The organism is Actinospica durhamensis, from assembly GCF_018139695.1.
Lineage (GTDB): Bacteria > Actinomycetota > Actinomycetes > Streptomycetales > Catenulisporaceae > Actinospica > Actinospica durhamensis.
Window position 1 is genome coordinate 1 of the sequence record NZ_JAGSOG010000112.1, and the last position, 25,534, is coordinate 25,534.

The window sequence follows — 25,534 nt, forward strand, 5'->3', positions numbered from 1 at the left end:
CCGTCGACCTTCCCGTTCCCGCCGCCCCAGGAACCGGGGCCGCCGCCCGGCGGCTCGTCCGGCCCCGAGCCGTGCGGGGCGGGCTTGCGCCGTTTCGGACGCTTGCCGCTCACACCGCCGTAGGTGGACGCGTGCTCGGGCAGAACCTCGTGGGGATCGATACCGCTCACGCGTCCACCGTAATCCGAATGCAGGAACGGCGGTGTGAACATTACGCCGGGCGAGTGGGGCCAGTGGGGGCCAAAACGGGCGTTACACCGTCAGATACGTCGCAGTCAGCCGGCCGGACGGGTCGGCCAGCAGAACCTGGCCCGCCTTCAGATCCCGGGCCGGGGCCAGCGCGGCCTCGGTCAGCTCCGGGGCCGCCGCCACCACGGCCGCGGCCTCGAGGCCATCCGCGCCGGAGGAGACCGCCATCGCCACCGCCACCTCGAGGGCGCTCAGCCGCAGCGACGGCAGGCTCACGTCCACCGCGGCGTAGGTGCGTCCGGTCGTGTCGCGCACGGCCGCGCCGGTCTCGGCACCGGACCTGGCCCGCGCGGAGCGGGCCAGGGTGATGATCTTGGCGTCTTCCGGGTCCAGCTCAGCGTCCATACGGCCAAGCCTATCGCCGGACGCTGCGGTCGCGGGCCGAGAATGGGTGCACGGCGCCGGCTCGGGCACGCGGATATGTGGGTGGATACGTGGGTGGGTGGAGCTCGCGCGGGGCGCGGATCAGCCGGCCGTCGAGACCTTCGACATCAGCTTCTGTACCAGGGTCTGCGCGGACAGGTCGGAGGGCTGGCTGCTGCCGATCTTGCCCGGGCCGACGATGAAGACGTCGGAGCCCTTGAGCACGGCCAGGTTGGTGCCGGTCATCGTGGTGCTCGACTCGCTCGCCGACATCGTGTTCGAGAAGTCCATGTCACCCAGGCCGCTCGGCGCCGAGGCGACGGTGATGTCCACCTTGCCGGCGGTGCCGGAGGAGTCCGTCTCGGTGAAGGAGCCGCAGGAGTTCCACTTGGCCTGGAGCGAGGTGAAGAACACGTTCGCCGCCGAGGCCGAGGAGAACTGGTAGACCGCCTGGTTGAGCAGTTCCTCGGTGGTGTCGTTCTCGAGCGTGTTGTCGGCCATCGCGCTCTCGCCGAAGCCGGTCTGGCCGATCTCGTTGAGCAGGTCGGCGCAGGACATGCCGGCCGGCTTGTACTTCGCGGCCGTGGTGGTCAGCGAGCCGCCGGAGTCGACCGCGGAGTTGCTCGAGACGGTGAAGCCCGAGGCGACGTCCGTCGCCGTCAGCAGCGCGCTGGTCAGCTGAGTCCCGGTCAGCTGCGCGGTCGAGGCGGCCGTGGACGAAGCGGTGCCCGCACCGGTCGGGGTGGAGCCGGAGTTCGAGCTGGAGCAACCCGCCAGCGCCAACGGGAGGGCCGCGACGAGGCCCGCGTACGTGAGCTTCCTACTGTTCATGAACCACAACCGTAGAATCCCGGAAATACGCGGACGACTCGTGCGGATCTCGAATACGGAACGATCCCCTCGCGTGCTGGACACCGCACCGCGATGAGCCTCAGTCTCCTGATTTTTCTTCCGGCAGCTCCCGCACCAGGATCGTGCCCACCCGGCGGCGCCGTCCCTCGGCCGATTCGGCCACCAGCGAGAGCCCGGCCACCGCGACCGAGGCGCCCGGGATCGGCACCTTGCCCAAAGCCTTGGCCAGCAGCCCGCCGACGGTCTCCACGTCCTCGTCCTCGAGGTCCCGGCCGAACAGCTCGCCGAGCTCGTCCAGGCCGAGGCGGGCGGTGACGCGGGCGCCGGAGAGCAGGTCGCCGGGCCGGCCGAGCCACTGCACCGGCTCGCGGCCCTGGTCGTACTCGTCGGTGATCTCGCCCACGATCTCCTCGAGGATGTCCTCGATGGTGACCAGCCCGGCCGTGCCGCCGTACTCGTCGATCACCACGGCCAGGTGGATGCGCTGCGCCTGCATGTCCCGCAGCAGCTCGTCCGCGTGCTTGGAGTCGGGCACGTAGGTGGCCGGGCGCATCACCGACTCGACCATCTCGGTGCTCTCCCCGGCGTGGTGCTCGTGCACCCGCCCGGCCAGATCCTTGAGATACACGATGCCGAGCACGTCGTCGGTGTTCTCGCCCACCACCGGGATCCGGGAGAACCCGCTGCGCAGGGCCAGGGTGAGCGCCTGCCGCAGGGTCTTGCCGCGCTCGATGAAGATCATGTCGGTGCGCGGCACCATCACCTCGCGCACCAGGGTGTCGCCGAGCTCGAAGATGGAGTGCACCATCCGCCGCTCGTCCGCCTCGATCTCACTGTGCTGCTCGGCGATGTCCACCAGCGCGCGCAGCTCCGCCTCGGTGGCGAACGGCCCCTCGCGGAAGCCCCGGCCCGGGGTGAGCGCGTTGCCGAGCACGATCAGGGCCCGGATGAGCGGGTTGAGCAGCCGGCTGAGCAGCAGCAGCAGGCTCGAGCCGGCCAGCGCCACCCGCGGGGCGTGCTGGCGCCCGAGCGTGCGCGGGCCCACGCCCACGGCCACGTACGAGACCACCGCCATCACCGCGGTGGCGAAGGCCCCGGCGTACCAGGTCAGTCCCCACTGGTGCACGCTCACCATGGTCACCAGCACCGCGGCCGAGAGCTCACAGACCACACGCACCAGCAGGACGAGGTTGAAGTAGCGGGCCGGGTCCGCGGTGATCCGCTCCAGCCGCGCCGCGCCGGGTACCCCGTGCTCGACCATCTCGGCCGCGCGCACCGGCGAGATGCGGGCGAGCGCGGCGTCGAGGCACGCGGCGAGCCCGGCCACGGCCACGGCGGCGAGCGCGCCGATGAGGAGCCACACCTGGGAGGCGGTCACCTCGCGGCGCCCCCGCGCGTCTCCGCCCAGGCCTTGAGCAGGTCGTTCTGGAGCCCGAACATCTCCTCGTGCTCCTCCGGCTCGGCGTGGTCGTAGCCGAGCAGGTGCAGGATGCCGTGGGTGGTGAGCACCGCGAGCTCGTCCGCGGTGGAGTGCCCGGCCGCGACCGCCTGCTTCTCGGCCACCTCGGGGCACAGCACGATGTCCCCGAGCAGGCCGGGGGTGGGCTCGTTGTCGTCCTCGGCGCGGGCCGGGCGCAGCTCGTCCATCGGGAAGGAGAGCACGTCGGTGGGCCCGGGCTCGTCCATCCACTGGATGTGCAGCTGCTCCATCGCGCCCACGTCGACGAGCAGGATGGACAGCTCGGCCAGCGGGTGGATGCCCATCTCGCCCAGGGCGAAGCGTGCCAGTGCGACGATCGAGGCCTCGTCGGCCTCGATCCCGGACTCGTTGTTGATGTCGATGGACATACCCCGCATCATCCCATGCGGCGGGAGGTGCCCGGCTTGCCCGGCTGGCGGGCCTGCTGGGCCGCGTCGTAGCGCCCGTAGGCGTCCACGATCTCCCCGACCAGCCGGTGGCGCACCACGTCGGTGCTGGTCAGACGACAGAAGGCGATGTCGTCGAGGCCCTCGAGGATCTCCTGGACCACTCGCAGGCCGGACTGGACGCCGCGGGGGAGGTCCACCTGGGTGGTGTCGCCGGTGACCACGACCTTGGAGCCGAAGCCGAGCCGGGTGAGGAACATCTTCATCTGCTCGGCCGAGGTGTTCTGCGCCTCGTCCAGGATGATGAAGGCGTCGTTCAGGGTCCGGCCGCGCATGTACGCCAGCGGCGCCACCTCGATGGTGCCCGCGGCCATCAGCTTCGGGATCGAGTCGGGGTCGATCATGTCGTGCAGGGCGTCGTAGAGCGGCCGCAGGTAGGGGTCGATCTTCTCGTAGAGCGTGCCGGGCAGGAAGCCGAGCCGCTCGCCCGCCTCCACCGCCGGGCGGGTGAGGATGATCCGGGTGATCTCCTTGCTCTGCAGCGACTGCACCGCCTTGGCCATGGCCAGGTAGGTCTTGCCGGTGCCGGCCGGGCCGAGCCCGAACACGATCGTGTTCTTGTCGATCGCGTCCACGTAGTGCTTCTGGTTGACCGTCTTGGGCCGGATGGTCCGGCCCCGGTTCGACAGGATGTTCTGGGTGAGCACCTCGGCCGGGCGCAGGCTCTCCTCGCCCCGGCCGGCCGCCTGCAGCAGCGTGATCGAGCGGCGCACCGAGTCCTCGGTCAGCACGGCGCCGTTGTTGAGCACGATCAACAGCTCGTCGAAGAGCGAACGCACCAGCTGGGCGTCCTGGGGCGGGCCGGTGACGGTGATCTCGTTGCCGCGCGCGTGGATGTCCACCGCGGGCAGCTGCTTCTCGATGGCACGCAGGATCCCGTCCCCGTGCCCGAGAACCGCGACCATCGGTAGTGCCGCCGGAATGGTGATTTTGATCGTGGTCTGCTGCTCGGACATAGGTTCGGCCTCACGGCCTCGGAATCACACCCTTGGAAGTTCGCTGCGTTTGCCGCTGACAGCGACAATGCTACTCAGCAAGAACGCGCGGGTCTCCGGCTTTTGTTCCCGACCGGTCAGTCGGTCGGCGCGGGCACGCCGAAGCGTCCGAGCGCGTCCCCGCCGAGCACGTGCAGGTGGACGTGGAAGACCGTCTGCCCGGCGTAGCCGCCGGTGTTGAACACGAGCCGGTAGCCGTCCTCGGCCAGCCCCTCGGCCGCCGCCACCGCCCCCGCCTCGCGCAGCAGCTCGGCGGCCAGGCCCGGGTCGCCCGCGGCCAGTTCGGCGGCGTTGGCGTACACGTGCGTCTTGGGGATGACCAGCAGATGTGTCGGGGCCTGCGGGGCGACGTCGCGGAAGGTCAGCGTGCGCCCGGTCTCGCGGACCACCGTGGCCGGGATCGTCCCGCGCAGGATCGAGCAGAAAATACAACCGGGTTCGAAGGTTGTATCAGGAGCCGACGTTTCCCCCGATGCGGTGATCTGCTGTCCCACGTTCGAGTCCTTTCCTTTCAGGGGCCGCGATCCTCGGGCTCGCCGTGAGTCTCACTCGGTAACGTCGCGCCCGACGTCGCAAAGCTATCAGACGCCCGATATATCAGATCTTCCAAGGGGAAGCCATGGACCGTCTCGCCGTCCACGTCATCGCCACCGCCGCGTTGACCGTGACCCTCGCCACGGTCCCCGCGCTGTTCGCCGTTCCCTGCCACGCCTCCTCGGCCGCGGCCGCCGCCGAGACCGCCGCCACCGCCACCGTCCGGACCGCGAACCGTGCCCCGTCCGCCCTGTCCGACGCCGTGGTGCTGCCGGACGCCGTCGCCGTGCTGCCTGCCCTCTCCGGCAGGGCCCAAACACCGGCCGCCGAGGCCGCCGCGGCCCACCCCGCCGAGCCCGCGCCCGCTTCACCCCGACCCGCACCGACCCGCCCCGGCTCCGAGTACGGACGCCGTCTGTTCCCCAGTCAGCCGGACCGGCGCTGCGCCGACGTGCGCCAGGTCGGGCACACCGTCTACGCCCGCTACCGCGGCATGATCGCGTTCTCGGTGCGCCAGTACTACTCGGCCGAATGCCGTACCTACTACGGCTACTCCTACGCCTGGCACCGGTTCCGCCGGCTGCACGTGCCCTTCGACGTCGGCATGGCGGTCTACAACACCCACACCGACGCCATCGACGGCGCAGTGGCCTACATCGGCGGCCGCGGCGGTCCCGGCTACTGGTCGGCCGTGGTGGCCGCGCAGCCGGGCCAGTGCACCTGCGGCGAGGGCCACTACTTCTACTACCCGGCCGACGCGCCCGGCGGCTTCATCGAGGGCGACACGCTGACCGCGCCGGTCTGCGCGGCGGCCGCGGAGCCGGGCCCGACCACCCGGGCCGTGCGCAGCTGACGCGTCGTCGGAACTCAGTCCCAGCGCCCGGAACGGGCCAGCAGGACCGCGGCCGCGGCCGTGCCCGCGGTGGAGGTGCGCAGCACGGTCGGGCCCATCCGGTACGGCGCCGCGCCCGCCTCGGCGAACTGCATCAGCTCCTCCGGCGCGATCCCGCCCTCGGGGCCGACCACCAGCACCACCTCGTGCGCCGCGCCGTTGCCGCCCGCCGGGGCGGCCGCGGGCAGTTCGATCCCGGCCAGCGGCAGCTCGGCCTCCTCGTGCAGCACGATCGGCACGGCCGCCGCGGCCAGCAGTTTGGCCACCCGGGCCGTGGTCGCCGGCTCGGTCACCTCCGGCCACCAGAAGCGGCGGGACTGCTTGGCCGCCTCACGCGCGGTGCTGCGCCACTTGGCCAGCGACTTCGCCCCACGCTCGCCCTTCCACTGGGCGATCGAGCGCCCGGCCGACCACGGCACGATCACGTCCACGCCGATCTCGGTCATCGTCTCCACGGCCATCTCGCCGCGCTCGCCCTTGGCCAGGCCCTGCACCACGGTCAGCCGGGGGCTCGGCGCCGGGAGCATCCGCAGGTCCTGCACCTCGAGGTCGAGCGCGTAGCCGTCGGACTGCAGGATGACGCACTCGGCCACCAGGCCGGCGCCGTCGGTCAGGTCGATCCGCTCGCGCGGCTGGAGCCGGCGCACCAGGGCGGCGTGCCGCCCCTCGGGACCGTCCAGGCGCACGGTGGAGGAGCCCGCCAGCAGCTCGCGGGAGGCGTGGAAGACGGGGACGGTCATGACGGGCCTCGCGCGTATCTCGGCGCGGCCGGGCCTGGGCGCCCGGCCGCCGTGCTGACGGGTCGTGCCGTGCTGCGCACCGGGCCTGACGCAGGGTCAAGTCCCGGTGCGGGCAGCGGGTGCGTTAGCGGTTGTTCAGGGCGTCCTTGAGCCGGGAGAACAGGCCCTGCTGCCCGGGCGCGAAGGTCCCGGACGGGCGCTCCTCGCCGCGCAGCACGGCGAGCTTGCGCAGCAGGTCCTCCTGCGCGGCGTCGAGGTTCTTCGGCGTCTGGACCTCGATGTGCACCACCAGGTCGCCGCGGGCCGAGCCGCGCAGGTGCTGGATGCCGCGCCCGCGCATGGTGATCGACTGCCCGGACTGGCTGCCCGGCCGGATGTCCAGCTCGACCTGGCCGTCCAGGGTCTGCAGCGGGAGCTTGGTGCCCAGGGCCGCCGCCGTCATCGGCATGGTGACGGTGCAGTGCAGGTCGTCGCCGCGCCGCTGGTAGATATCGTGCGGCTCCTCGACGATCTCGATGTAGAGGTTGCCCGCCGGTCCGGCGCCGGGGCCGACCTCGCCCTCGCCGGCCAGCTTGATCTGGGTGCCGTTGTCCACGCCGGGCGGGATCTTCACGGTCAGCGTGCGGCGGGTGCGCACCCGTCCGTCGCCGGCGCACTCCACGCACGGGGTGGGCACGATGGTGCCGTAGCCCTGGCACTGCGGGCACGGCCGCGAGGTCATCACCTGGCCCAGGAAGGACCGGGTGACCTGGGAGACCTCGCCCCGGCCGCGGCACATGTCGCAGGTGATCGGCTGGGTGCCGGGGGCCGCGCCGTCGCCGGAGCAGGTCGGGCAGACCACGGCGGTGTCGACCTGGATGTCGCGCTGGGTGCCGAAGGCGGCGTCCTGCAGCGAGATCTCCACCCGGATCAGCGCGTCCTGGCCGCGCTGCACCCGCGAGCGGGGCCCGCGCTGGCCCCCGCCGCCGAAGAAGGCGTCGAGCATGTCGCTGAAGGCGAAGCCCGGACCGAAGCCGCCGGCCCCCGCCCCGGCCGCGGCGCCCCTGGTCGGGTCGCCGCCGAGGTCGTAGACCTGGCGCTTCTGCGGGTCGGACAGGACCTCGTAGGCCAGTCCTATCTCCTTGAACCGCTCCTGGGTCTGCGGATCCGGGTTGACGTCCGGGTGCAGTTCGCGGGCGAGACGGCGGTACGCCTTCTTGATCTCGTCCTGGGTGGCGTCCCGCCTGACCCCGAGGACCGCGTAGTAGTCGGTCGCCACGTTAAGTCTTCTCCACTGCTTTCGGTCTGGTGCCCGGTGCTCGGCCCTCGCCCCAGGCTACGCCTGTTCGAGAATACGGCCGACGTATCTGGCAACGGCGGAGACCGCCCCCATAGTGCCCGGGTAGTCCATTCTCGTCGGTCCCAGTACGCCGAGTTGCGCCAGGGTGTCCTCGCCCCGACCGTAGCCGCTGGTCACCACCGAGGTCGAGGTGAGCTGGTCGAAGCCGTTCTCCCGGCCGATCCGGACCGTCAGCAGGGACGGTGCGGTGGCCTCGCCGAGCAGCTTGAGCAGCACCACCTGCTCCTCGAGCGCCTCGAGCACCGGCTGGATGGAGTCGGGGAAGTCCTGCCCGAACCGGGCCAGGTTGGCCGTGCCGGCCAGCACCACGCGCTCCTCGCGCTGCTCCACGATCATCTCGAGCAGGCTGGCGCACAGCGCGTCGACCGCGACCGGCTGCGGGGCCCTGGCCGGGTCGTCCAGCAGTTCCCCGGCCGGCATGAGCCGGGCGAAGTCGGCGAGCAGGGCGGGCACCTCGGCCAGCCGGCGGCCGCCGATCTGGGCGTTGAGCCGGGCCCGCAACTCGCCGAGGGAGGCCTCGTCGATCGCGCTGACCTCGACCACCCGCTGCTCCACCCGGCCGGTGTCGGTGATCAGCACCAGCATGATCCGGCTGGTGGACAGGCTGACGAGCTCGACGTGGCGGACAGCGGAGCGCGAGAGCGAGGGGTACTGCACCACGGCCACCTGCCGGGTGAGCTGGGCCAGCAGCCGCACGGTGCGCGAGACCACGTCGTCGAGGTCGATCGCCTCGTCCAGGAAGTTGTGGATGGCCCGCCGCTCGGCGCCGGTGAGCGGCTTGACGTTGGTGAGCCGGTCCACGAACAGCCGGTAGCCCTTGTCGGTGGGCACCCGGCCCGCGCTGGTGTGCGGCTGGTGGATGTAGCCCTCCTCCTCGAGCAGGGCCATGTCATTGCGTATGGTCGCCGGGGAGACGTTCAGGTTGTGCCGCTCGACCAGGGCGCGCGAGCCCACCGGCTCCTGGGTGGCCACGTAGTCCTCGACGATCGCCCGCAACACCTCGAGGCGGCGGCGGTCCAGCTTCGGCTCGTCCATCGTGCGCACCTCCTGGGAGCGGGTTCGGTCCGGCTGGGTCGGGCGGGGGCGGACGGGCCGCGGTCGGGTGCCGACCACCGGCCTGTTGGCACTCGTTCACCCGGAGTGCCAGATTTCGCAAGTCCAGTGTACGGCGTGTCCCCGACCCTTGGTCTACCCTCGGCATGTGGTGAGCTCGAAGCGGTATGAACCCGAAGACCTGCTACCGGCCCATAAACGCCGTACCCCGCCCACAGAACTCGAAGCCTCGGCGGGCCTTGTGGTGGAGGAGAGCTCCACCGGTTACTGCGGCGCTGTGGTCCGGCTGGAGAAGACCCCTGGCGGATACACCGTCACGCTGGAGGACCGGGCCGGCAAGCGCCGGGTCTTCCCGCTCGGCCCCGGCTTCCTGTTCGAGGGGCGGCCGGTGACGCTGGTGCGCCCGCAGCCGGCCGCGCCGGCGCCGTCCCGCTCCGGGCGCACGGCCTCGGGCTCGGTGGCGGTGACCGGCCTGCGGGCCAAGGTCGCCCGGGCGGCCCGGATCTACGTCGAGGGCAAGCACGACGCCGAGCTGGTCGAGCGGGTCTGGGGCGACGACCTGCGGATCGAGGGCGTCGTGGTGGAGCTGCTGGGCGGCGTGGACGAGCTGCACGAGATCGCCGCGGCGTTCGGGCCGGGACCCGGCCGGCGCCTCGGGGTGCTGCTCGACCACCTGGTGCCCAACAGCAAGGAGACGCGCACGGCCGACCGGCTCCAGCGCGGCCGCGAGGAGTTCATCCTGGTCCTGGGCCACCCGTACGTGGACATCTGGCAGGCGGTCAAGCCCGCGTCGCTGGGCATCGCGGCCTGGCCGGTCGTCCCGCGCGCCGAGGACTGGAAGACCGGCGTGTGCGAGCGGCTGCACCGCAAGGACCCGTCCTGGCCGCTGGACCCGCGCCGAGCCTGGGCCCGGATCCTGTCCCGGGTGAACTCGTACCAGGACCTCGAGCCGCACCTGCTCGGCCCGGTCGAGGCGCTGATCGACTTCGTCACCGCGCCCTGACCGGCGAGGGCCGGCCGGCCCGCTCGGCCGGCCTCAGTCGGTCAGGTCCCGCACCACGGCGTCGGCGAGCAGGCGGCCGCGCCGGGTGAGCACGGCGTGCCCGTCGGCGAACGGCAGCGGCTCGAGCAGCTCCTCCTCCAGCGCGTGCTGCGCGGCGGTGCGGCCCTTCTCGGTCAGCACGCTCAGGTCGAGGCCGTCGGAGATGCGCAGCTCCAGCAGGATCCGCTCGATCCGCCGGTCCTCGGCCGAGAGCACCTCGCGGGCGTGTCCGGGCGAGAGGCCCGCCTCCACCCGCTGGGCGTAGGCGGCCGGGTGCTTGACGTTCCACCAGCGCGTGCCGCCGATGTGCGAGTGCGCGCCCGGGCCGACGCCCCACCAGTGGCCGCCGGTCCAATAGAGCATGTTGTGCCGGCAGTGCGCGTCCTCGGACACGGCCCAGTTGGACACCTCGTACCAGCGGTAGCCGGCCTCGGCGAGCAGCTGGTCGGCCATGAGGTAGCGGTCGGCGTGCACGTCCTCGTCGATCGTCGGCAGCTCGCCGCGCTTGATCCGGGCCGCGAGCCTGGTGCCCTCCTCGACGATCAGCGAGTAGGCCGAGACGTGGTCCGGGTACGCCGAGATCACCGCCTCCAGCGAGGCGCGCCAGTCCTCGTCGCTCTCCCCCGGCGTGCCGTAGATCAGGTCCAGGTTCACCTGCTCGAAACCCGCGTCGTAGGCCCAGCGCACAGCCTGCTCCGGGCGTCCCGGCGTGTGGGTGCGATCGAGGATCTGCAGCACGTGCGGGCGGGCCGACTGCATGCCGAAGGAAATCCGGTTGAAACCGCCCTCGACCAGCTCGACCAGGTACTTCTCGTCCACCGAGTCCGGATTCGCCTCGGTGGTGATCTCGGCCTCGGAGGAGAGCCCGAACTCGGCCTTGATCGCCTTGAGCATGGCCACCAGGTCGGAGGCGGGCAGCTGGGTGGGCGTGCCGCCGCCGAAGAAGACCGTCTCGACCGGCACGTACGCCTCGCCCAACACCCGCCGGGCGGTGCGGATCTCCGCGATCGCGTTCTGGGCGTAGCCCGCCTGGGACGCGCCGCCGCCGAGTTCCGCCGCGGTGTACGTGTTGAAGTCGCAGTAGCCGCAGCGGGTGGAGCAGTAGGGGACGTGCACGTAGAAGCCGAAGGGCCGGGTCCCGAAGGATTCCAGCGAAGCGGCCGGGAGCGCGCCGTCCGGGGGGACCGGATCGCCGTCGAGTTGTACGGAGGGCATTGGGTCATTGTCTCAGCCGCACCGGCGCCCGGACGCACGATCCCCGCTTCGGCGGACCGGGACCGGCCGATTTGCCCCGATCGCACCAACGGTTGAGCCGCTCGGTGGGCCCCGGCCCGGCATGCGGTGGAAACCCGCCGGTAACACGTCGCGGGCTCACTCGGGCGGGGTACCAGCGGTCTATGACCAGCTCAGCAACTGCCTCAGCGACAGACCTACCCGTGCGGCGGCTGACGGCGGCCGACCGCGCGCGGTGCAGCGCGCTCGCCGTCAGCCACGACTGGGGGACCGAGGAGAAGAAGTGGGAACTTCTGTTCGAACTCGGCGAGGTCTACGGGATCGAGGAGCCCGACGGTGACCTGATCGCCACCTCGGTGCTCACCCGCTACGGGGCCGATCTGGCGGCGGTCAGCATGGTGCTGGTGGCCAAGAGCCACGAGCGGCGCGGCTTCGGCACCCGGATGGTGCGCCACGCGCTCGACCAGGCGGACGGCTCCTGCGTGACCCTGCACGCCGTCCTGCCGGGCCGCCCGCTCTACGAGAAGCTCGGCTTCAAGCCCTTCGCCACGGTGGAGGCGCACCTGGGCACCTTCGACCCGACCGGCGCGAACGTCGGGCGCAGCGAGGAGGCGGGCGCGGCCGACTACGCCGAGATCGCCCGCCTCGACCGGGACGCGTACGGCGCCGACCGGGCCGCGCTGATGGCCCGGCTGCCGCACCTGGCCGACCGCATCCGGGTGCTGCGCGGCGAGGGCGGCCGACTGGCCGGCTACGGCGCGACCTGGCGCAACGGCGAGACGACGGTGGTCGGCCCGGTGGTCGCACCCGACGTGGCCGGAGCCCGCGACCTGGTCACCGACCTCGCGGTGGGCGCCGAGGGACCGGTGCGGGTGGACATCGACCACGAGGGCGACGACCTGTCCGCCTGGGCCTGCGGGCACGGCCTGCACCCGACCTACTCGTGCACGCACATGGCCCACGGCCGCACGGTGCCGATGGACCAGACCCGCCTGCACGCACCGCTCATGTGCGCGCTCGGCTGAGCCGGGGCGCGCTCCGGGCGCCGCGCCGCCGATCCGCGGCGCGGCGCCCGCGCGTGTCCACGCCCCCGCCGCGTCCGCCCGCTGCCTATGCCGCTGCCGCCCGCCCCGCCTACTGCGCGAAGTCCGGCACGGCCGTACGGGCCCGCTCGTAGCGCCCCTTCGGCTCCTCCCACGCCTCCTGCCGCCCGAGCGCGGTCAGGTCGAGCAGGCTGTACGCGCCGCCGATGTGGTCCACGCCGCGGGCGAAGGCCGAGTAGGTGTGGAAGAGCCCGTCACCCTCCTTGAGGAACACGCTCACGCCCGGCTGCTCCGAGGTCTCCCCCGCGCCGACGAGCTCGGGGCGCGAGCCGTAGTTGTACTCGACCAGGCCGGCGTCCGCGTCCAGCGTCACCCCGAAGTCGCGGTTGAAGTCGGTGCCGTAGGAGGAGTACCAGTTCAGGAACCAGCCGTGCTCCTCGGCGTACGCCTTGAGCTTGTCGTACGGGGCCCGGGAGACCAGCACGTACTCGGTCTCGCGCGCGTGCAGGTGCTTGAGCAGGCCCGGTGCGAACTCGTCGATGCCCGCGGTGCAGCTGGGGCAGGCCTTTTCCCAGTCCGGATGGAACATCACGTGCTGGAGCATCAGCTGCCGCTTGCCGTGGAACAGCTCGGCCAGGGACGCCTTGCCCTCGGGGCCTTCGAACACGTACTCGGTCTCCACGCGCACCATCGGCAGCCGGCGCCGGTCCGCGTTGAGCGCGTCGCGGGCGCGGGTGGCCTCCTTCTCGCGCACGAGCAGGGCCTTGCGGGCCGCGAGCCATTCCTCGCGGGAGACGATCTCGGGAAGAGCCATGACCGTGCCTCCAAAGCGTCGGGGTCGTCACCGTTCTCTCCTACGACGGTAACGACCCCCTCCGACGGACAGCCGGAGCCGAGGAATCCCTCTTTATTTCTTGTTCTTCTCCGCGGGCGCGTCGGCGTCGGAGGAGAGCGCGGCGATGAAGGCCTCCTGCGGGACCTCCACCCGGCCGACCATCTTCATCCGCTTCTTGCCCTCCTTCTGCTTCTCCAGCAGCTTGCGCTTGCGCGAGATGTCACCGCCGTAGCACTTGGCCAGCACGTCCTTGCGCATGGCCCGCACCGTCTCACGGGCGATCACCCGGGCGCCGATGGCCGCCTGGATCGGCACCTCGAACTGCTGACGCGGGATCAGGTCCTTGAGCCGCTCGGCCATCTTCACGCCGTAGTTGTAGGCCCGGTCCTTGTGCACGATCGCGGAGAAGGCGTCCACCTTCTCGCCGTGCAGCAGGATGTCCACCTTCACCAGGTCGGCCCGCTGCTCGCCGTCCACGTCGTAGTCGAACGAGGCGTAGCCGCGGGTCTTGGACTTGAGCTGGTCGAAGAAGTCGAAGATGATCTCGCCGAGCGGCAGCGTGTAGCGCAGCTCGACCCGGTCCTCGGAGAGGTAGTCCATGCCCAGCAGGTTGCCGCGGCGGCCCTGGCACAGCTCCATGATCGCGCCGATGTAGTCGCTCGGGGCCAGCACGGTGGCCCGCACGGTCGGCTCGTACACCTCGGCGATCTTGCCCTCGGCCGGGAACTCGCTGGGGTTGGTGACGACGTGCTCCTCGCCGTTCTCCATCACCACCCGGTAGACCACGTTCGGGGCGGTGGCGATCAGGTCGAGGTTGAACTCGCGCTCGAGCCGCTCCCGGATGATCTCCAGGTGCAGCAGGCCGAGGAAGCCGACCCGGAAGCCGAAGCCGAGCGCGGCCGAGGTCTCCGGCTCGTAGACCAGCGCCGCGTCGTTGAGCTGGAGCTTGTCCAGGGCGTCGCGCAGCTCCGGGTAGTCCGAGCCGTCGATCGGGTAGATGCCGGAGAACACCATCGGCTTCGGGTCCTTGTACCCGGTCAGCGGCTCGGTGGCGCCCTTGTACTGCGCGGTGATCGTGTCGCCGACCTTCGACTGGCGCACGTCCTTCACGCCGGTGATCAGGTAGCCCACCTCGCCCGGGCCGAGCCCCTCGGCCGGCTTGGGCTCGGGCGAGATGACGCCGATCTCCAGCAGCTCGTGGGTGGCCCCGGTGGACATCATCAGGATGCGCTCGCGCTTGGACAGGTAGCCGTCCACCACCCGGACGTAGGTGACCACGCCGCGGTAGGAGTCGTAGACCGAGTCGAAGATCATCGCCCGGCTCTTGCCGGAGGCGTCGCCGATCGGGCTCGGCAGGGTGCGCACGACGTGGTCGAGCAGCTCGGGCACGCCCGCCCCGGTCTTGCCGGACACCCTCAGCACGTCCTCGGGCTCGCAGCCGATGAGCTTGGCGAGTTCCTCGGAGTACTTCTCCGGCTGCGCGGCCGGCAGGTCGATCTTGTTGAGCACCGGAACGATGGCCAGATCGTTCTCCAGCGCCATATAGAGGTTCGCCAGGGTCTGCGCCTCGATCCCCTGCGCCGCGTCCACCAGCAGCACCGCGCCCTCACAGGCGGCGAGCGAGCGGGAGACCTCATAGGTGAAGTCCACGTGGCCGGGGGTGTCGATCATGTTGAGCACGTGGGTGACGCCGTCGACCTGCCAGGGCAGCCGGACGGCCTGCGACTTGATGGTGATACCGCGCTCGCGCTCGATGTCCATGCGGTCGAGGTACTGCGCGCGCATCTGGCGCTCGTCGACCACCCCGGTCAGCTGCAGCATCCGGTCGGCCAGGGTGGACTTGCCGTGGTCGATGTGCGCGATGATGCAGAAGTTGCGGATCAGCGCCGGGTCTGTCTTGGACGGCTGCGGGACGTTGGGCGGCAGGGCAGGCACGCGGGCAATCCATTCGACTGGTAGGGACGCGTCCATGGTCCCATGAGCGGGGACCTGTCCGTAATCGCCGGAGCCGAGCGGTCGAGCCGCGCGCCGAGACACGCGCCGGGGACCGGGTCCGGTGCGGCTCCGCGCACGCTCGGGCCTGCTCCGGGGCGCCCGCCACGCCCGGGCCGTGTCCGCGTCGTGTCCGTCTCGTCCCCGAAGGCTGGCAGAATCGCGGCATGAGCCCCGTGAGCCGCAGCCGCAAGCCGAAGCGACCCGTGAAGTCCGCGCACCGCGCCCCCGCCTCCCCGTACGCACACGTGGTGGAGGAGGCCAAGGCGCTGCTCGACCCCGAGACCGAGGTGATGGACGCGGAGCTGTGGGGCTCCTTCGTCGTCGGCGGGGTGTTCGACGCGGCCTGGCGCGAGGCCGAGGAGCAGGAGGACGACCCGGACGAGCTGTTCGAGCGCATGTTCGGGGAGCTGCTCGACTACCTGGCCAAGCAGAAGCGCAGGCCGGAGGCGCTGGCCGGGCTGCGCGCGCTGGCCATGGTGGGCGAGGAGTGGAGCCGGCAGGAGGCGCTGGACGCGGCGAACTTCCTGGCCGAGTCCGGCCTGAAGGAGCCGGCCTGGCTGCGCCTGGCCGAGGAGGTCACGCCCGTCGCCGTGTTCCGGGCCGGGGACCTGTTCGGCGACGTCGGCGCGGTGAACCTGGGCTTCCGCCGGGACGGGCAGGAGCACACCGTCTGCTGCTACGTGGCCGACCGCGGCGGCCCGGTGCTCGACCGGGTGCTGATCGTGGCGGGCTCGGCCGAGCAGCTGGCCGAGGAGATGCGGGCCGAGGACGAGGAGCAGGGTCTGCACGTGACCGAGCTCGGCCTCGAGCAGGCGCGCACGCTGCTGGCCGAGGCGGTCGACCGGCTGCTGTCCGAGGGCCCGGACGACCCGGAGGAGCTGGCCGAGCTGGCCGAGGAGGCCGGGCTCGACCCGGAGGAGCTGGACATGACCAGCCCGGTGGGCCTGTGGCCGCTGGTGGCGTCCCGGCTCGACCTGCTGCCTGAGCCGGCGACCACCGAGACAGCCGTGGGCAGCGCCGAGGACGTGCGCGAGACGGTGGCCGCGTTCCTGGACTCGGCCCCGGCCGGGGACCTGGACCGGGACTTCGCCGGCGCGCTGGTGACCGTGCTGGCGGACGCGGCGGCGCTGAGCGACCGCACCGCGGTGGGCTTCGGCCCGCAGAGCCTCGGCGGATTCCTGCTCGAGGAGTTCTCCGAGTCGATCGTGCTCACCGACGACGAGCTGATCGAGGCCCGCGGCGTGATCACGGCCTGGGCCGAGTTCACCAACGCGAGCCGCGGCTTCGGCGAGGAGGGCATGCGGCTGTGGCGCGAGGCACTGCCGCAGCTGCTCGCCGCCTTCGTCGAGGTGTACGAGGACCCGGAGATGGCCGAGATCCGCGCCGAGGTCGAGGCGGTGCCGGTGCGCGAGTACCAGATCAACGCGGGAGCCGACCTGTCCGAGCTGCTGGCGCAGCTGGTGGCGGAGGCGCGCGCGGCCGACGGGGCCGACGACGGGGACGAGGGCTACGACGAGGAGGAGGAGCCGGCGGACCGGTAGCGAATCTTCGTATTCGCACACGCCGTAGTCCGGCCGGGGATAGGGTCGCTCGCCATGAAGCTGTTGCACGCCGCGGATCTGCACATCGACAGTCCGATGCGCGGGCTCGAGCGCTACCCCGACGCGCCGGCCGAGCTGCTGCGCGGCGCCACCAGGCGGGCGACCGAGAACCTGGTGGCGCTCGCCCGCGCGGAGCGGGTCGAGGGCGTGCTGCTGGCCGGGGACGTCTTCGACGGCGACTGGCGCGACTTCGAGACCGCGCTGTTCTTCCGGCGCCAGCTGGTCGCCCTGGAGGAGGCCGGGATCCCGGTCTACCTGGTCTCCGGGAACCACGACGCGGCCAGCCAGATCAGCAGGACCCTGTCGTACCCGGACAACGTCACGGTCTTCGACACCGCCCGCCCGCAGACCGCGCGGCCGCGGGCGGACGCCGGTTTCGTGGTGCACGGACAGGGCTACGCGCGCCGGGACGTGACCGAGAACCTGGCCGTCGGGTATCCGGCGGCGATCCCCGGCCTGTTCAACATCGGCCTGCTGCACACCGCGCTCACCGGCCGGGACGGGCACGACCGGTACGCCCCGTGCACGGAGCAGGAGCTCGCGGCGCTCGGCTACGACTACTGGGCGCTGGGCCATGTGCACACCCGCGAGGAGGTCTCGGCCGAGCCGCACATCGTCTTCCCCGGCAACATCCAGGGCCGGCACGCCAGGGAGGACGGCCCGAAGGGCTGCACGCTGATCACGGTGCGCCCGGGCCGGACCGAGCTCGAGCACCGCGACCTGGACGTGGTGCGCTGGGCCCGGATCGAGGTGGACGCGAGCGGGGCCGCGGACCTGGACGAGGTGTGCGGGCTGGCCCAGGACGCACTGGACCGGGCCAGGGCCGCTGCGGGCAAGCCGCTGGCGGCGCGGATCGTCGTGGTGGGCCGGTCCGAGGCGCACGCCGAGCTGTGGCGGGAGCGGGAGCGTCTCGGCGCCGAGTTGCGCGCGCTCGCCCAGGACCACGACGACGTCTGGCTGGAGAAGGTGCGCGCGGCCACGTCCGCGCCGCAGCTGAGTACGGACCCCGCGGACGAGGGCGCCGGGGCGGGCGAGCTGGTCAGGGGGATCCTGCGCACCGCGCGGGAACTGCGCGCGGACGAGGACCAGCTGCGCCGGGCGATCGAGAAGAGCGACCTGTGGAGCAGGCTGCCGGCCGAGGTGCGCGGCCGGGACCGGCTGGACATCGCCGACGCGGCGTGGTGCGGGCAGCTGCTGGACGAGGCGGCCGACCTGCTCACGGCGGTGCTCGAGGAGAACGCGGCATGAGGATCAGGAGCCTGAATCTCGTACGCTACGGCCGGTTCACCGACTGCGCGCTGGAGTTCGACGCGCCCGGCGTGCACATCGTCGTGGGCCCGAACGAGGCGGGCAAGTCTACGCTGCGTTCCGCCGTCGGCGAGCTGCTCTACGGCATCCATCCGCAGACGAAGCTGGACTTCCTGCACGCGATGCAGGACCTGCGGATAGACGCGCGGCTCCAGGGCGCGGACGGCGGCGTGCTCGACGTGGTGCGGCTGAAGAAGAACAAGGATCCGCTGCGTACGCCGGACGACCGGCCGCTGCCGCAGGGCACCCTCGACCGGCTGCTGGCCGGCGTGGACAAGGACGACTTCCGGACCGTGTTCGCCCTCGATCACGAGGAGCTGCGCGACGGCGGCCGGGCGCTGCTCGAGGGCAAGGGCGATCTGGGCGAGGCCTTGTTCGAGAGCCGCTCCAGCGCCCGGCTGACCAGGATCCAGGAGCAGCTGCGCGAGCAGTACAAGCAGCTCTACACCTCGCGGGGCAAGAACCAGCCGCTCAACCTGTTGCTGGGCGTCAACGGCCGGGTCGCGCAGACCAAGCGCGAGCGCGAGTCCGCGCTGCTCGATCCGCGCGAGTACCAGCGGATCAAGGACGCGGCCGAGCAGGCGCGCGTCGATCTCGACGAGCTCACCGCCGCGTGGCGCGACGACCAGAGCGAGCTCAACCGGATGAACCGGATCCGGCAGGCGTACGCGACCGTGGGCGAGCGCGCCCGGCTCACCAACGATCGCAATGCCCTGCTCGCCCGGGGCATGGCCGCCGCCGCGCATGTGCAGGAGGCGTACGGCGAACTCGACCGGGAACGCAGATCCCTGACGGAGAGCGAGAGCAACGCCCGCGGCGAGCTGGACAAGATCGACGTACAGCTGGCCGAGGTGCAGCTGCGGGCCGAGGCCGCCGGCGTACTCGCGGGCGACGGGGCGTCTTCGGGCCCTGAGTACGCCGCCCGGCTCGAGGATCTGCTGGTGCGCGTGGACGAACTGCGCGACACCGGCCGCGAGGCGGACGTCCGCTGGGACGAGGCGAAGAAGGCCGTGCTCAAGCGCGAGCAGGAGCTCGCCCGGCAGGAGGGCGCCTTCGCGCAGCTGCCGGAACCGGTGGACCCGACCCCGTTGCGCGCCGGGCTCAAGGCGGTCCCTGAAGGCCTCTCCGGCCGCATCGAGGTCCTGTACCGGCAGACCGAGGCGGCGGAGCTCAAGCTGGAGAAGTCGCGCAAGCGGCACGCGCGTTTCGCCCTGCCGGAAGAGCTCGGCGACGTCGCGGAACCGGGCGAGCGCGAGTTGGCGGCCCAGCTCAAGCGGATCGGCGAGGCCGAGACCCGGCTGGCCGAGGCCGCCCGTCGGCACGAGGAGGAATCGGCAAGAGAACGTGAGCAGCGGCGTGCGCTGGAGAGTTTCCTCGCGGCGGATCCTCCTCCGTCCGAAGAGGATCTGGAGCGGATCAGGGCCCAGCGACAGCAGCTGTGGACCCGGCTGCGCCCCAGCCTGGCCGAAGGCGGCCCGGCCGCGTCGCCCGAGCTCGCGCCCGCGTACGAGGCGGCCGTCACCGCGGCCGACGAGACGGGCGACCGGATGCGCCGCGAGATCCAGCGGATCGCCGAGCGGCGCAGGCTGGAACTGGCCGTGCGCGAATCGGCCGACCGCGTCGCCGAACTCGCCGAGACCCTGGCCGGGGCCCGGGACGCACGCGAGCAGCTCGACGGCGCGTGGCAGCGGCTCTGGGAGGCCGGCGCACTGGCGGCCACCCCCACGCCGGACGCCGCCGAGGACCTGATGCGCGCCCTCGCGGAACTGCGCGAACTGTCCGAGATCTGCGCGCAGCACCGGTTCGACCTGGCCGCCGACGAAGCCGCCGCCCACATGCACACCACGCGTCTGCAGGTGCTGCTCACCGAAGCCGGAGGCCCGGCGGCAGCAGAGGACCTGCGGCTGCCGGAGCTGCGCGAACTCGCCGACGAGCGACAGGCCCAGCTGACCGAGGCCGCGCGCACCCGCACCGACGCGACCACGAAGATCAACGAAGCCCGTGTGACGCTGGCCGAAGCCGAGCGCGAGGAGCACGACGTCGCGCAGTTCGTCGAGGGCATCCGGCGCACGTGGGCCGAACTCACCGCCGCGCACGGCCTTGAGGGCACCCCCGACGCGGTCAAAACCTCGCTGGAGCGGATGCGCAAGGTCGAGGAGGACCGCTCGCGCCTGCACACCCAACGCGAGGAGCTGCACGCGGCCCAGCGCAAGACGCAGGAGCAGCAGGAGCGCACGCAGGCCGAGTTCGCCCGGCTGCTGGCCGAATGCGAGGCCGTGTCAGAGGACGATCTTCGCGAGGCCATCGCCCGCGGCACCCAGCTGCGCCGCATCGACGACCAGCTCGACCTGCTGCTCGCCACGTTGTCCGGCCAGGGCCTGAGCGTCGAGCAGCTCGAACGCGAGGTCGCCGAGCACGACCTGGACGAACTCGTCACCCGGATCGTGGAGTGGGAGCAGCGCGTCGGCGAACTCGACGAAGCCCGCACCGCGAAGAACACCGAGAAGGCGCAGCGCGAGCTCGAACTGCGGCGGATGGACGGCGCGGCCACGGCGGCGGAGAAGGCCGAGGCGGTCGAACAGGAGCTCGCCGCGGTCGTCACCCACGGCCAGGAGTACCTGCGGCTCTACCTGGCCGAGCGTCTCCTGCTGGAGAACATCGAGGCGTACCGCCAGCAGCACCAGGGCCCCGTGCTCAGCCGGGCCCAGCAGGTCTTCGCCACCCTGACCAGCGGCCGCTTCGTGCAGCTCGTGGACGACACCGGCCCCGACGGCAAGGCCGTGCTGCGGGCCCGGCGGGCGCTGGGCTCGGCGCCGGCCCCCGCTCCCGCTTCAGGCTCGGACTCGGACTCGGACTCGGACTCGATCTCGGCAGACGGCCCCCTGGTCGGTGTGGAGGGCATGAGCGAGGGCACCCGCGACCAGCTCTACCTCGCCCTGCGCCTGGCCACCCTCGAGCGGTACGCCGACGAGGGCCGCGCCATGCCGCTGCTGCTCGACGACGTGCTGATGACCTTCGACGACGCCCGCTCGGCCGCCGCCCTGCGCGTGTTCGACGAGCTCGCCGACCGGTTCCAGGTGATCCTGCTCACCCACCACGCCCACCTCACCGAGGTCGCGGCCGCGATCCTGCCCGCACAGCGCCTGCACGTACACCGGGTCGGATGACCCTGCACCGCAGGGTAGACTGGTCGATCGCGTGGCCTCGTAGTGCGGTGTTGCCAGCCTGAGCAACCAGTGGTGACCAGACACCGCACGGCCGAGACCGAGTACCTCCGGTACCGAACCGGCTCGCCGCGCTACCACGATTCGATATAGAAGAGGCTGTCTCACACTTATGGCGAACATCAAGTCGCAGATCAAGCGGATCAAGACCAACGAGAAGGCCCGGCTGCGCAACAAGGCGTACAAGTCGGAGCTGAAGACCGCCATCCGCCGCACCCGTGAGGCTGTCGCCGCCGGCGACGCCGTGAAGGCGCAGGAGGCGGCCGCGTTCGCGTCCCGCAAGCTGGACAAGGCCGTCTCGAAGGGCGTCATCCACGCCAACCAGGCCGCCAACAAGAAGTCCGCGCTGGCCAAGGCCGTCAACTCGATCAACGCCTGATCTTCCCGATCTCGCTGATCTCCCCGGGCCCCGCCGTCCTTCATGGACGCGCGGGGCTTTGGTATTGAATAATCACACGCTCGGCCGCAGTCCCTGTGCCAGACTGCTTCGCCATGAGCACCTCACGCGCTCTACCGATTCTGCGGACTGCGGATCTCCAGGTCGCCTACGCCGCTGTGGAGCGGCTGCTGCGTCTGGTCATCCCCCTGAAGGGGTTTTATGTGTCCGCCGAGGCCCAGGCTCTGACCCTGGACGAGGCGCAGCGCATGGCCTTGGCCTTCCCGGAGGCGACGATCGCGCCGTGCGACCCACATTGGCCGGAGTTCAACGACGAGATCCGTGAGCTGGTCGCCGCGGGAGACCCGAGGGTGCTCGGGGCGCTGCCGGTGACGCTCACCCTCGACCAGCGGCCTGTCGGCTCGATCGAGGAGGCGTTCCTCAAAATCACCGGTACTGGCTGGGCCTCCATCAAGTGGTCGTGGTTCCAGTGGCCCGCGGTTGCGGAACTCGGTCTGGAGCCGCGCGGCAAGGACGCTTTCGTTCAGATCGTCATCAACTCGCGCGACGTGATGAGCGAGATCCCGGCCGCTGATCACACCGTCTTCATCCACCTCCGCGGCGAAGACGACACGCGGGCCGAGTGGCTAGCACGCCAAGTCGGCCTCCAGCCGATCGGCCCGTGGGAAAACGGCTTGTAGGCATCGTCGACGCGGCCTCAGCGCACTCTCAGAGCGTCAGTACCAGCTTCTCCAGGGCGTAGCCCGGGTCGGCGCCGGCGCCTTTGACGGCGGCGTCGGCTGCGGCGACGGCGCGTAGGGCTGCGGCGAGGCGGGGCGGATTCCAGCTGCGGGCCTGTTTGCGGAGCTTGTCGACCTGCCAGGGCGGCAGGCCGAGGTCGCGGGCGGCGTTGCCGGCGGAGGCCACTTTGCCGAGGCGGCGTAGGCCGGTGGCCAGGGCGCTGACGATGAGGACGGGGGCTACGCCGGTGTCGAGGGCGAAGCGGAGCTGCTCGAGGGCCTCGTAGCGCTTGCCCTCGATCGCGAGGTCGGCGATGGTGAAGCCGGAGACCTCGGCGCGGCCCTGGTAGTAGCGGGCGACCACGGATTCGTCGATCGTGCCTTCGGTGTCCGCGGCGAGCTGGCTGACGGCGGCGGCGAGTTCGCGCAGGTCGGAGCCGATGGCGTCGGACAGGGCGCGGGCCGCCTCGTCGGTGACGGAGCGCTTGGCGCGGCGGAACTCGTTCTTCACGAAGCCGACCCGGTCGCCGGGCTTGCTCAGCTTCGGGCAGTCGACCACGTTCGGCTTGTGCTTGCGCACCGCGTCCAGCAGCGCCTTGCCCTTGTTCCCGCCGGTGTGTACGAGCACGAGCACGGTGGTGTCGGCCGGGTCCGCGAGGTACCGGGTGACCTCGGTCGTCTGCTCCGGCGTCAGATCCTGCACGCCGCGCAGTACGACCACCTTCGCCTCGCCGAACAGCGAGGGCGAGACCAGCTCGGCGAAACCGCCCGGGGCGAGCTGCCCCGGGGCGGTGTCGCAGATCTCGACGGCCGGATCCGCGGCGCGGGCGGCGTTGACCACCTCGGCCACGGCCCGGTCGGCGAGCAACTCCTCCGGGCCGGTGACCAGGGTGAGCGGGGGGACGGTCACGCCCCGGCTCCGGTGACTTCGGCGGTGACGGGCGCGGTCTCGGCGGCCGTGGCGTCCACCGCCGCGCCGTCGGCCTCGACGCCGGCCGTCGTGCAGACCCAGGCCAGGGCGAAGGCCTCCTCGTGCCAGGCGTCGTAGCGGCCCGACTTCCCGCCGTGCCCGGCCGATTCCATCTCGGTCTTGAGCAGGATCTGCTCGCTGCGGCCATTGAGCGCAATGGTGCGCAGGCGGGCGATCCACTTGGCCGGCTCGTGGTAGCCGACGCGCGTGTCGTTGACGCTGGTGCGGGCCAGGATCGCCGGGTAGCGCACCGCCGCGAGGTTCTCGTACGGGCTGTAGGACTTCATGTAGGCGTAGACCTCGGCCGACTCGAGCGGGTTGCCCCACTCGTCCCACTCCATCACGGTCAGCGGCAGGCTCGGGTCCAGGATCGTGTTGAGCGCGTCCACGAACGGCACCTCGGCCAGCACGCCGCTCCACAGGTCCGGCGCCAGGTTGGTGATCGCGCCCATGAGCAGGCCGCCGGCCGAGCCGCCGCGCGCGATCAGGCGGTCGGGGGCGCTCCAGCCCTGCTCCACCACGGCCCGGCCGGCCGCGACGAAGTCGGTGAAGGTGTTGCGCTTGTGCAGCAGCTTGCCCTGCTCGTACCAGATCCGGCCCATCTCGCCGCCGCCGCGGATGTGCGCGATCGCGTAGACGAAGCCGCGGTCGAGCAGGCTCAGCCGCGCCACCGAGAAGTAAGGGTCCATCGACGCCTCGTAGGACCCGTATCCGTAGAGCAGGCAGGGCGCGGTGCCGTCGGCCGCCAGGCCCTTGCGGTGCACCACGGAGACGGGCACCCGGGTGCCGTCCTCGGCTGTCGCCCACACCCGCAGCTGCTCGTACTGCTCGGGGTCGAAGCCGCCGAGCACCGGGGTGCGCTTGAGCAGGGTCAGCTCGCCGGTCGCGATCGCGTAGTCGTACACGGAGGACGGCGTGACCATCGAGGCGAAGCCGAGGCGCAGCCGGTCCGAGTGGTACTCGGGGTTGTTTCCGGTGCCCACGGTGTAGATCGGCTCGTCGAACGCGATCGGCGTGCCGGTGGCGCTGGGCACCCCGTCCACGAACGGGTGCACGGCGACGCCGGTCAGCCCGTCCTTGCGGTAGGAGAGCACGAAGTGGGTGGCGAAGGCCTCGGCCTCGACCAGCCGGACCGCCGGGTCGTGCGCGATCAGCGGCGTCCAGGTGCCGGGATCCCCTATCGGCGCCGTCGCGAGCTCGAAGTTCTCCCGGCCGTCGGCGTTGTGCACGATGAACAGCACGTCGCCGGCCGCGTCGTCCGGGTGCGCCCAGTGGTCCACGGTGTACTCGACGCCGGTCTCGCGCTCCCGCACCAGCCGGAACTCGCCGAGCGGCTCGTCCGCGGGCAGCAGCCAGGCCTCGCTGGTGATCTTCGAGCCGAGGCCGATCTCGATGTAGCGCTCGCTGCGGGTGAGCCCCACCCCGAGCCAGAACTTCTCGTCAGCCTCCTCATAGACCACCGCGTCCTGCTCGGCCGGGGTGCCGATGACGTGCCGCATCACCCGATACGGCCGCCAGGCGTCATCCGCCACGGTGTAGAAGAGCACGGAGTTGTCGGCCGACCACGCGGTCGAGTAGTGCACGTTCGGGATGACGTCGGCCAGGTCCGCACCGGTGGACAGGTCCCGCAACCGCAGGGTGAAGCGCTCGTCCCCGTCGAAGTCGGTCGAGTAGGCCAGCAGCCGGTCGTCCGGGGAGATGTCGTAGGAGCCGAGCGAGAAGAAGTCGTGTCCCTCGGCCAGCACGTTGGCGTCGAGCAGGATCTGCTCGCCCGGCAGCGCGGAGCCGTCCTCGGGCAGCGCGGGCGGGTTGGGTCCGGAGGCGGCGAGCCGGCAGTGGATGCCGTACTGCTTGCCCTCCTCGGTGCGCGAGTAGTGCCACCAGTCGCCCTTGCGCTCGGGCACCGAGAGGTCGGTCTCCTTGGTACGCCCCTTGATCTCCTGGAAGATCCGCTCCCGCAGCCCCGCCTGGCCGGCTGTGACCGAGGCGGTGAACGCGTTCTCCGCCTCGAGATAGGCGGTCGTGTCCTTGTCGTCCTTGTCGATCAGCCAGTAATAGGGGTCCTCGACGTGGTCGGAGTGCTGAACGCGCTCGTGCGGCACGGTTTTCGCGACGGGTGGCTTCATGGCTCGATCCTAAGACCCCGAGCCGACACCGGGCCGAGAACACGACCCCGGCGCGTGTGCCAGGGACCATGATCACCGGGTCGGCGGCGGGGTGGGCC

At 71.5% G+C, this 25,534-nt stretch carries 22 protein-coding genes; 8 read left to right on the forward strand and 14 right to left on the reverse strand.

What is annotated here, in order from left to right:
• Nucleotides 1-252 precede the first annotated feature (252 nt).
• The 6 genes from KDL01_RS21360 to KDL01_RS21385 all read right to left on the reverse strand — a co-directional run bounded on the left by KDL01_RS21360 (nt 253) and on the right by KDL01_RS21385 (nt 4,867).
• Entirely contained in the window at nt 253-594 is a 342-nt protein-coding gene (locus KDL01_RS21360; RefSeq protein ID WP_212530328.1) for a cytidine deaminase-like protein, read from the reverse strand.
• A gap of 120 nt (nt 595-714) precedes the next feature.
• Entirely contained in the window at nt 715-1,443 is a 729-nt protein-coding gene (locus KDL01_RS21365; RefSeq protein WP_212530329.1) for a sensor domain-containing protein, read from the reverse strand.
• A 100-nt stretch (nt 1,444-1,543) separates the two neighbouring features.
• Nucleotides 1,544-2,842, reverse strand: a complete 1,299-nt coding sequence (locus KDL01_RS21370; protein WP_307846483.1) for a hemolysin family protein — start codon at nt 2,840-2,842, stop codon at nt 1,544-1,546.
• Complete coding sequence (gene ybeY / locus KDL01_RS21375; protein WP_212530330.1) at nt 2,839-3,312, reverse strand: rRNA maturation RNase YbeY; 474 nt, start codon at nt 3,310-3,312, stop codon at nt 2,839-2,841. The genes KDL01_RS21370 and ybeY overlap by 4 nt, the downstream gene beginning before the upstream one ends.
• Before the next feature lie 8 nt (nt 3,313-3,320).
• On the reverse strand, nt 3,321-4,346 hold the full coding sequence (locus tag KDL01_RS21380; RefSeq protein ID WP_212530331.1) for a PhoH family protein: 1,026 nt from the start codon (nt 4,344-4,346) through the stop codon (nt 3,321-3,323).
• A 116-nt stretch (nt 4,347-4,462) separates the two neighbouring features.
• Nucleotides 4,463-4,867: a histidine triad nucleotide-binding protein gene (locus KDL01_RS21385; RefSeq protein WP_212530348.1), complete on the reverse strand. Its 405-nt coding sequence runs from the start codon at nt 4,865-4,867 to the stop codon at nt 4,463-4,465.
• A 137-nt stretch (nt 4,868-5,004) separates the two neighbouring features.
• On the opposite strand from KDL01_RS21385, the gene KDL01_RS21390 reads away from it, so the two are divergent.
• Nucleotides 5,005-5,772, forward strand: a complete 768-nt coding sequence (locus KDL01_RS21390) for a hypothetical protein (RefSeq protein ID WP_212530332.1) — start codon at nt 5,005-5,007, stop codon at nt 5,770-5,772.
• 14 nt (nt 5,773-5,786) lie between these two features.
• Here the strand turns inward: KDL01_RS21390 and KDL01_RS21395 are convergent, their stop codons facing one another.
• The 3 genes from KDL01_RS21395 to hrcA all read right to left on the reverse strand — a co-directional run bounded on the left by KDL01_RS21395 (nt 5,787) and on the right by hrcA (nt 8,925).
• Complete coding sequence (locus tag KDL01_RS21395; protein WP_212530333.1) at nt 5,787-6,551, reverse strand: 16S rRNA (uracil(1498)-N(3))-methyltransferase; 765 nt, start codon at nt 6,549-6,551, stop codon at nt 5,787-5,789.
• A gap of 124 nt (nt 6,552-6,675) precedes the next feature.
• Nucleotides 6,676-7,809, reverse strand: coding sequence for a molecular chaperone DnaJ (gene dnaJ, locus KDL01_RS21400; RefSeq protein WP_212530334.1), 1,134 nt, complete (start codon nt 7,807-7,809; stop codon nt 6,676-6,678).
• Between the two features lie 57 nt (nt 7,810-7,866).
• Nucleotides 7,867-8,925, reverse strand: a complete 1,059-nt coding sequence (gene hrcA, locus KDL01_RS21405; RefSeq protein ID WP_212530335.1) for a heat-inducible transcriptional repressor HrcA — start codon at nt 8,923-8,925, stop codon at nt 7,867-7,869.
• A gap of 169 nt (nt 8,926-9,094) precedes the next feature.
• Here hrcA and KDL01_RS21410 point away from each other — a divergent pair, with 169 nt between their 5' ends.
• Entirely contained in the window at nt 9,095-9,946 is an 852-nt protein-coding gene (locus KDL01_RS21410; RefSeq protein ID WP_368861620.1) for a DUF3097 domain-containing protein, read from the forward strand.
• Between the two features lie 33 nt (nt 9,947-9,979).
• On the opposite strand, the gene hemW is transcribed toward KDL01_RS21410, so the two are convergent.
• The gene (hemW, locus tag KDL01_RS21415; protein WP_212530337.1) at nt 9,980-11,200 is read right to left on the reverse strand and encodes a radical SAM family heme chaperone HemW; all 1,221 of its coding nucleotides are present in this window, start codon (nt 11,198-11,200) and stop codon (nt 9,980-9,982) included.
• Nucleotides 11,201-11,421: 221 nt separating this feature from the next.
• On the opposite strand from hemW, the gene KDL01_RS21420 reads away from it, so the two are divergent.
• Nucleotides 11,422-12,243, forward strand: a complete 822-nt coding sequence (locus KDL01_RS21420) for a GNAT family N-acetyltransferase (protein WP_212530338.1) — start codon at nt 11,422-11,424, stop codon at nt 12,241-12,243.
• A gap of 109 nt (nt 12,244-12,352) precedes the next feature.
• Here KDL01_RS21420 and KDL01_RS21425 read toward each other — a convergent pair whose 3' ends face one another.
• Complete coding sequence (locus KDL01_RS21425) at nt 12,353-13,075, reverse strand: DUF899 domain-containing protein (RefSeq protein ID WP_212530339.1); 723 nt, start codon at nt 13,073-13,075, stop codon at nt 12,353-12,355.
• Nucleotides 13,076-13,168: 93 nt separating this feature from the next.
• The gene (gene lepA, locus KDL01_RS21430) at nt 13,169-15,031 is read right to left on the reverse strand and encodes a translation elongation factor 4 (protein WP_368861619.1); all 1,863 of its coding nucleotides are present in this window, start codon (nt 15,029-15,031) and stop codon (nt 13,169-13,171) included.
• A 224-nt stretch (nt 15,032-15,255) separates the two neighbouring features.
• Between lepA and KDL01_RS21435 the strand changes: the two genes are divergently transcribed.
• The 5 genes from KDL01_RS21435 (at nt 15,256) to KDL01_RS21455 (ending at nt 22,301) form a co-directional block, all read left to right on the forward strand.
• Nucleotides 15,256-16,632 (forward strand): hypothetical protein, encoded by a 1,377-nt coding sequence (locus KDL01_RS21435; protein WP_212530341.1) that lies wholly within the window; start codon nt 15,256-15,258, stop codon nt 16,630-16,632.
• Nucleotides 16,633-16,686: 54 nt separating this feature from the next.
• Entirely contained in the window at nt 16,687-17,940 is a 1,254-nt protein-coding gene (locus tag KDL01_RS21440; RefSeq protein WP_212530342.1) for a metallophosphoesterase family protein, read from the forward strand.
• On the forward strand, nt 17,937-21,167 hold the full coding sequence (locus KDL01_RS21445; RefSeq protein ID WP_212530343.1) for a YhaN family protein: 3,231 nt from the start codon (nt 17,937-17,939) through the stop codon (nt 21,165-21,167). The genes KDL01_RS21440 and KDL01_RS21445 overlap by 4 nt, the downstream gene beginning before the upstream one ends.
• Before the next feature lie 169 nt (nt 21,168-21,336).
• On the forward strand, nt 21,337-21,603 hold the full coding sequence (gene rpsT, locus KDL01_RS21450; RefSeq protein ID WP_212530344.1) for a 30S ribosomal protein S20: 267 nt from the start codon (nt 21,337-21,339) through the stop codon (nt 21,601-21,603).
• Between the two features lie 113 nt (nt 21,604-21,716).
• Complete coding sequence (locus tag KDL01_RS21455) at nt 21,717-22,301, forward strand: hypothetical protein (RefSeq protein WP_212530345.1); 585 nt, start codon at nt 21,717-21,719, stop codon at nt 22,299-22,301.
• A 28-nt stretch (nt 22,302-22,329) separates the two neighbouring features.
• On the opposite strand, the gene holA is transcribed toward KDL01_RS21455, so the two are convergent.
• Both holA and KDL01_RS21465 read right to left on the reverse strand, forming a co-directional pair.
• Complete coding sequence (gene holA, locus KDL01_RS21460; protein ID WP_212530346.1) at nt 22,330-23,250, reverse strand: DNA polymerase III subunit delta; 921 nt, start codon at nt 23,248-23,250, stop codon at nt 22,330-22,332.
• Nucleotides 23,247-25,436, reverse strand: coding sequence for a S9 family peptidase (locus KDL01_RS21465; protein WP_212530347.1), 2,190 nt, complete (start codon nt 25,434-25,436; stop codon nt 23,247-23,249). Before KDL01_RS21465 ends, holA begins: the two co-directional genes overlap by 4 nt.
• Between the last annotated feature and the right edge of the window lie 98 nt (nt 25,437-25,534).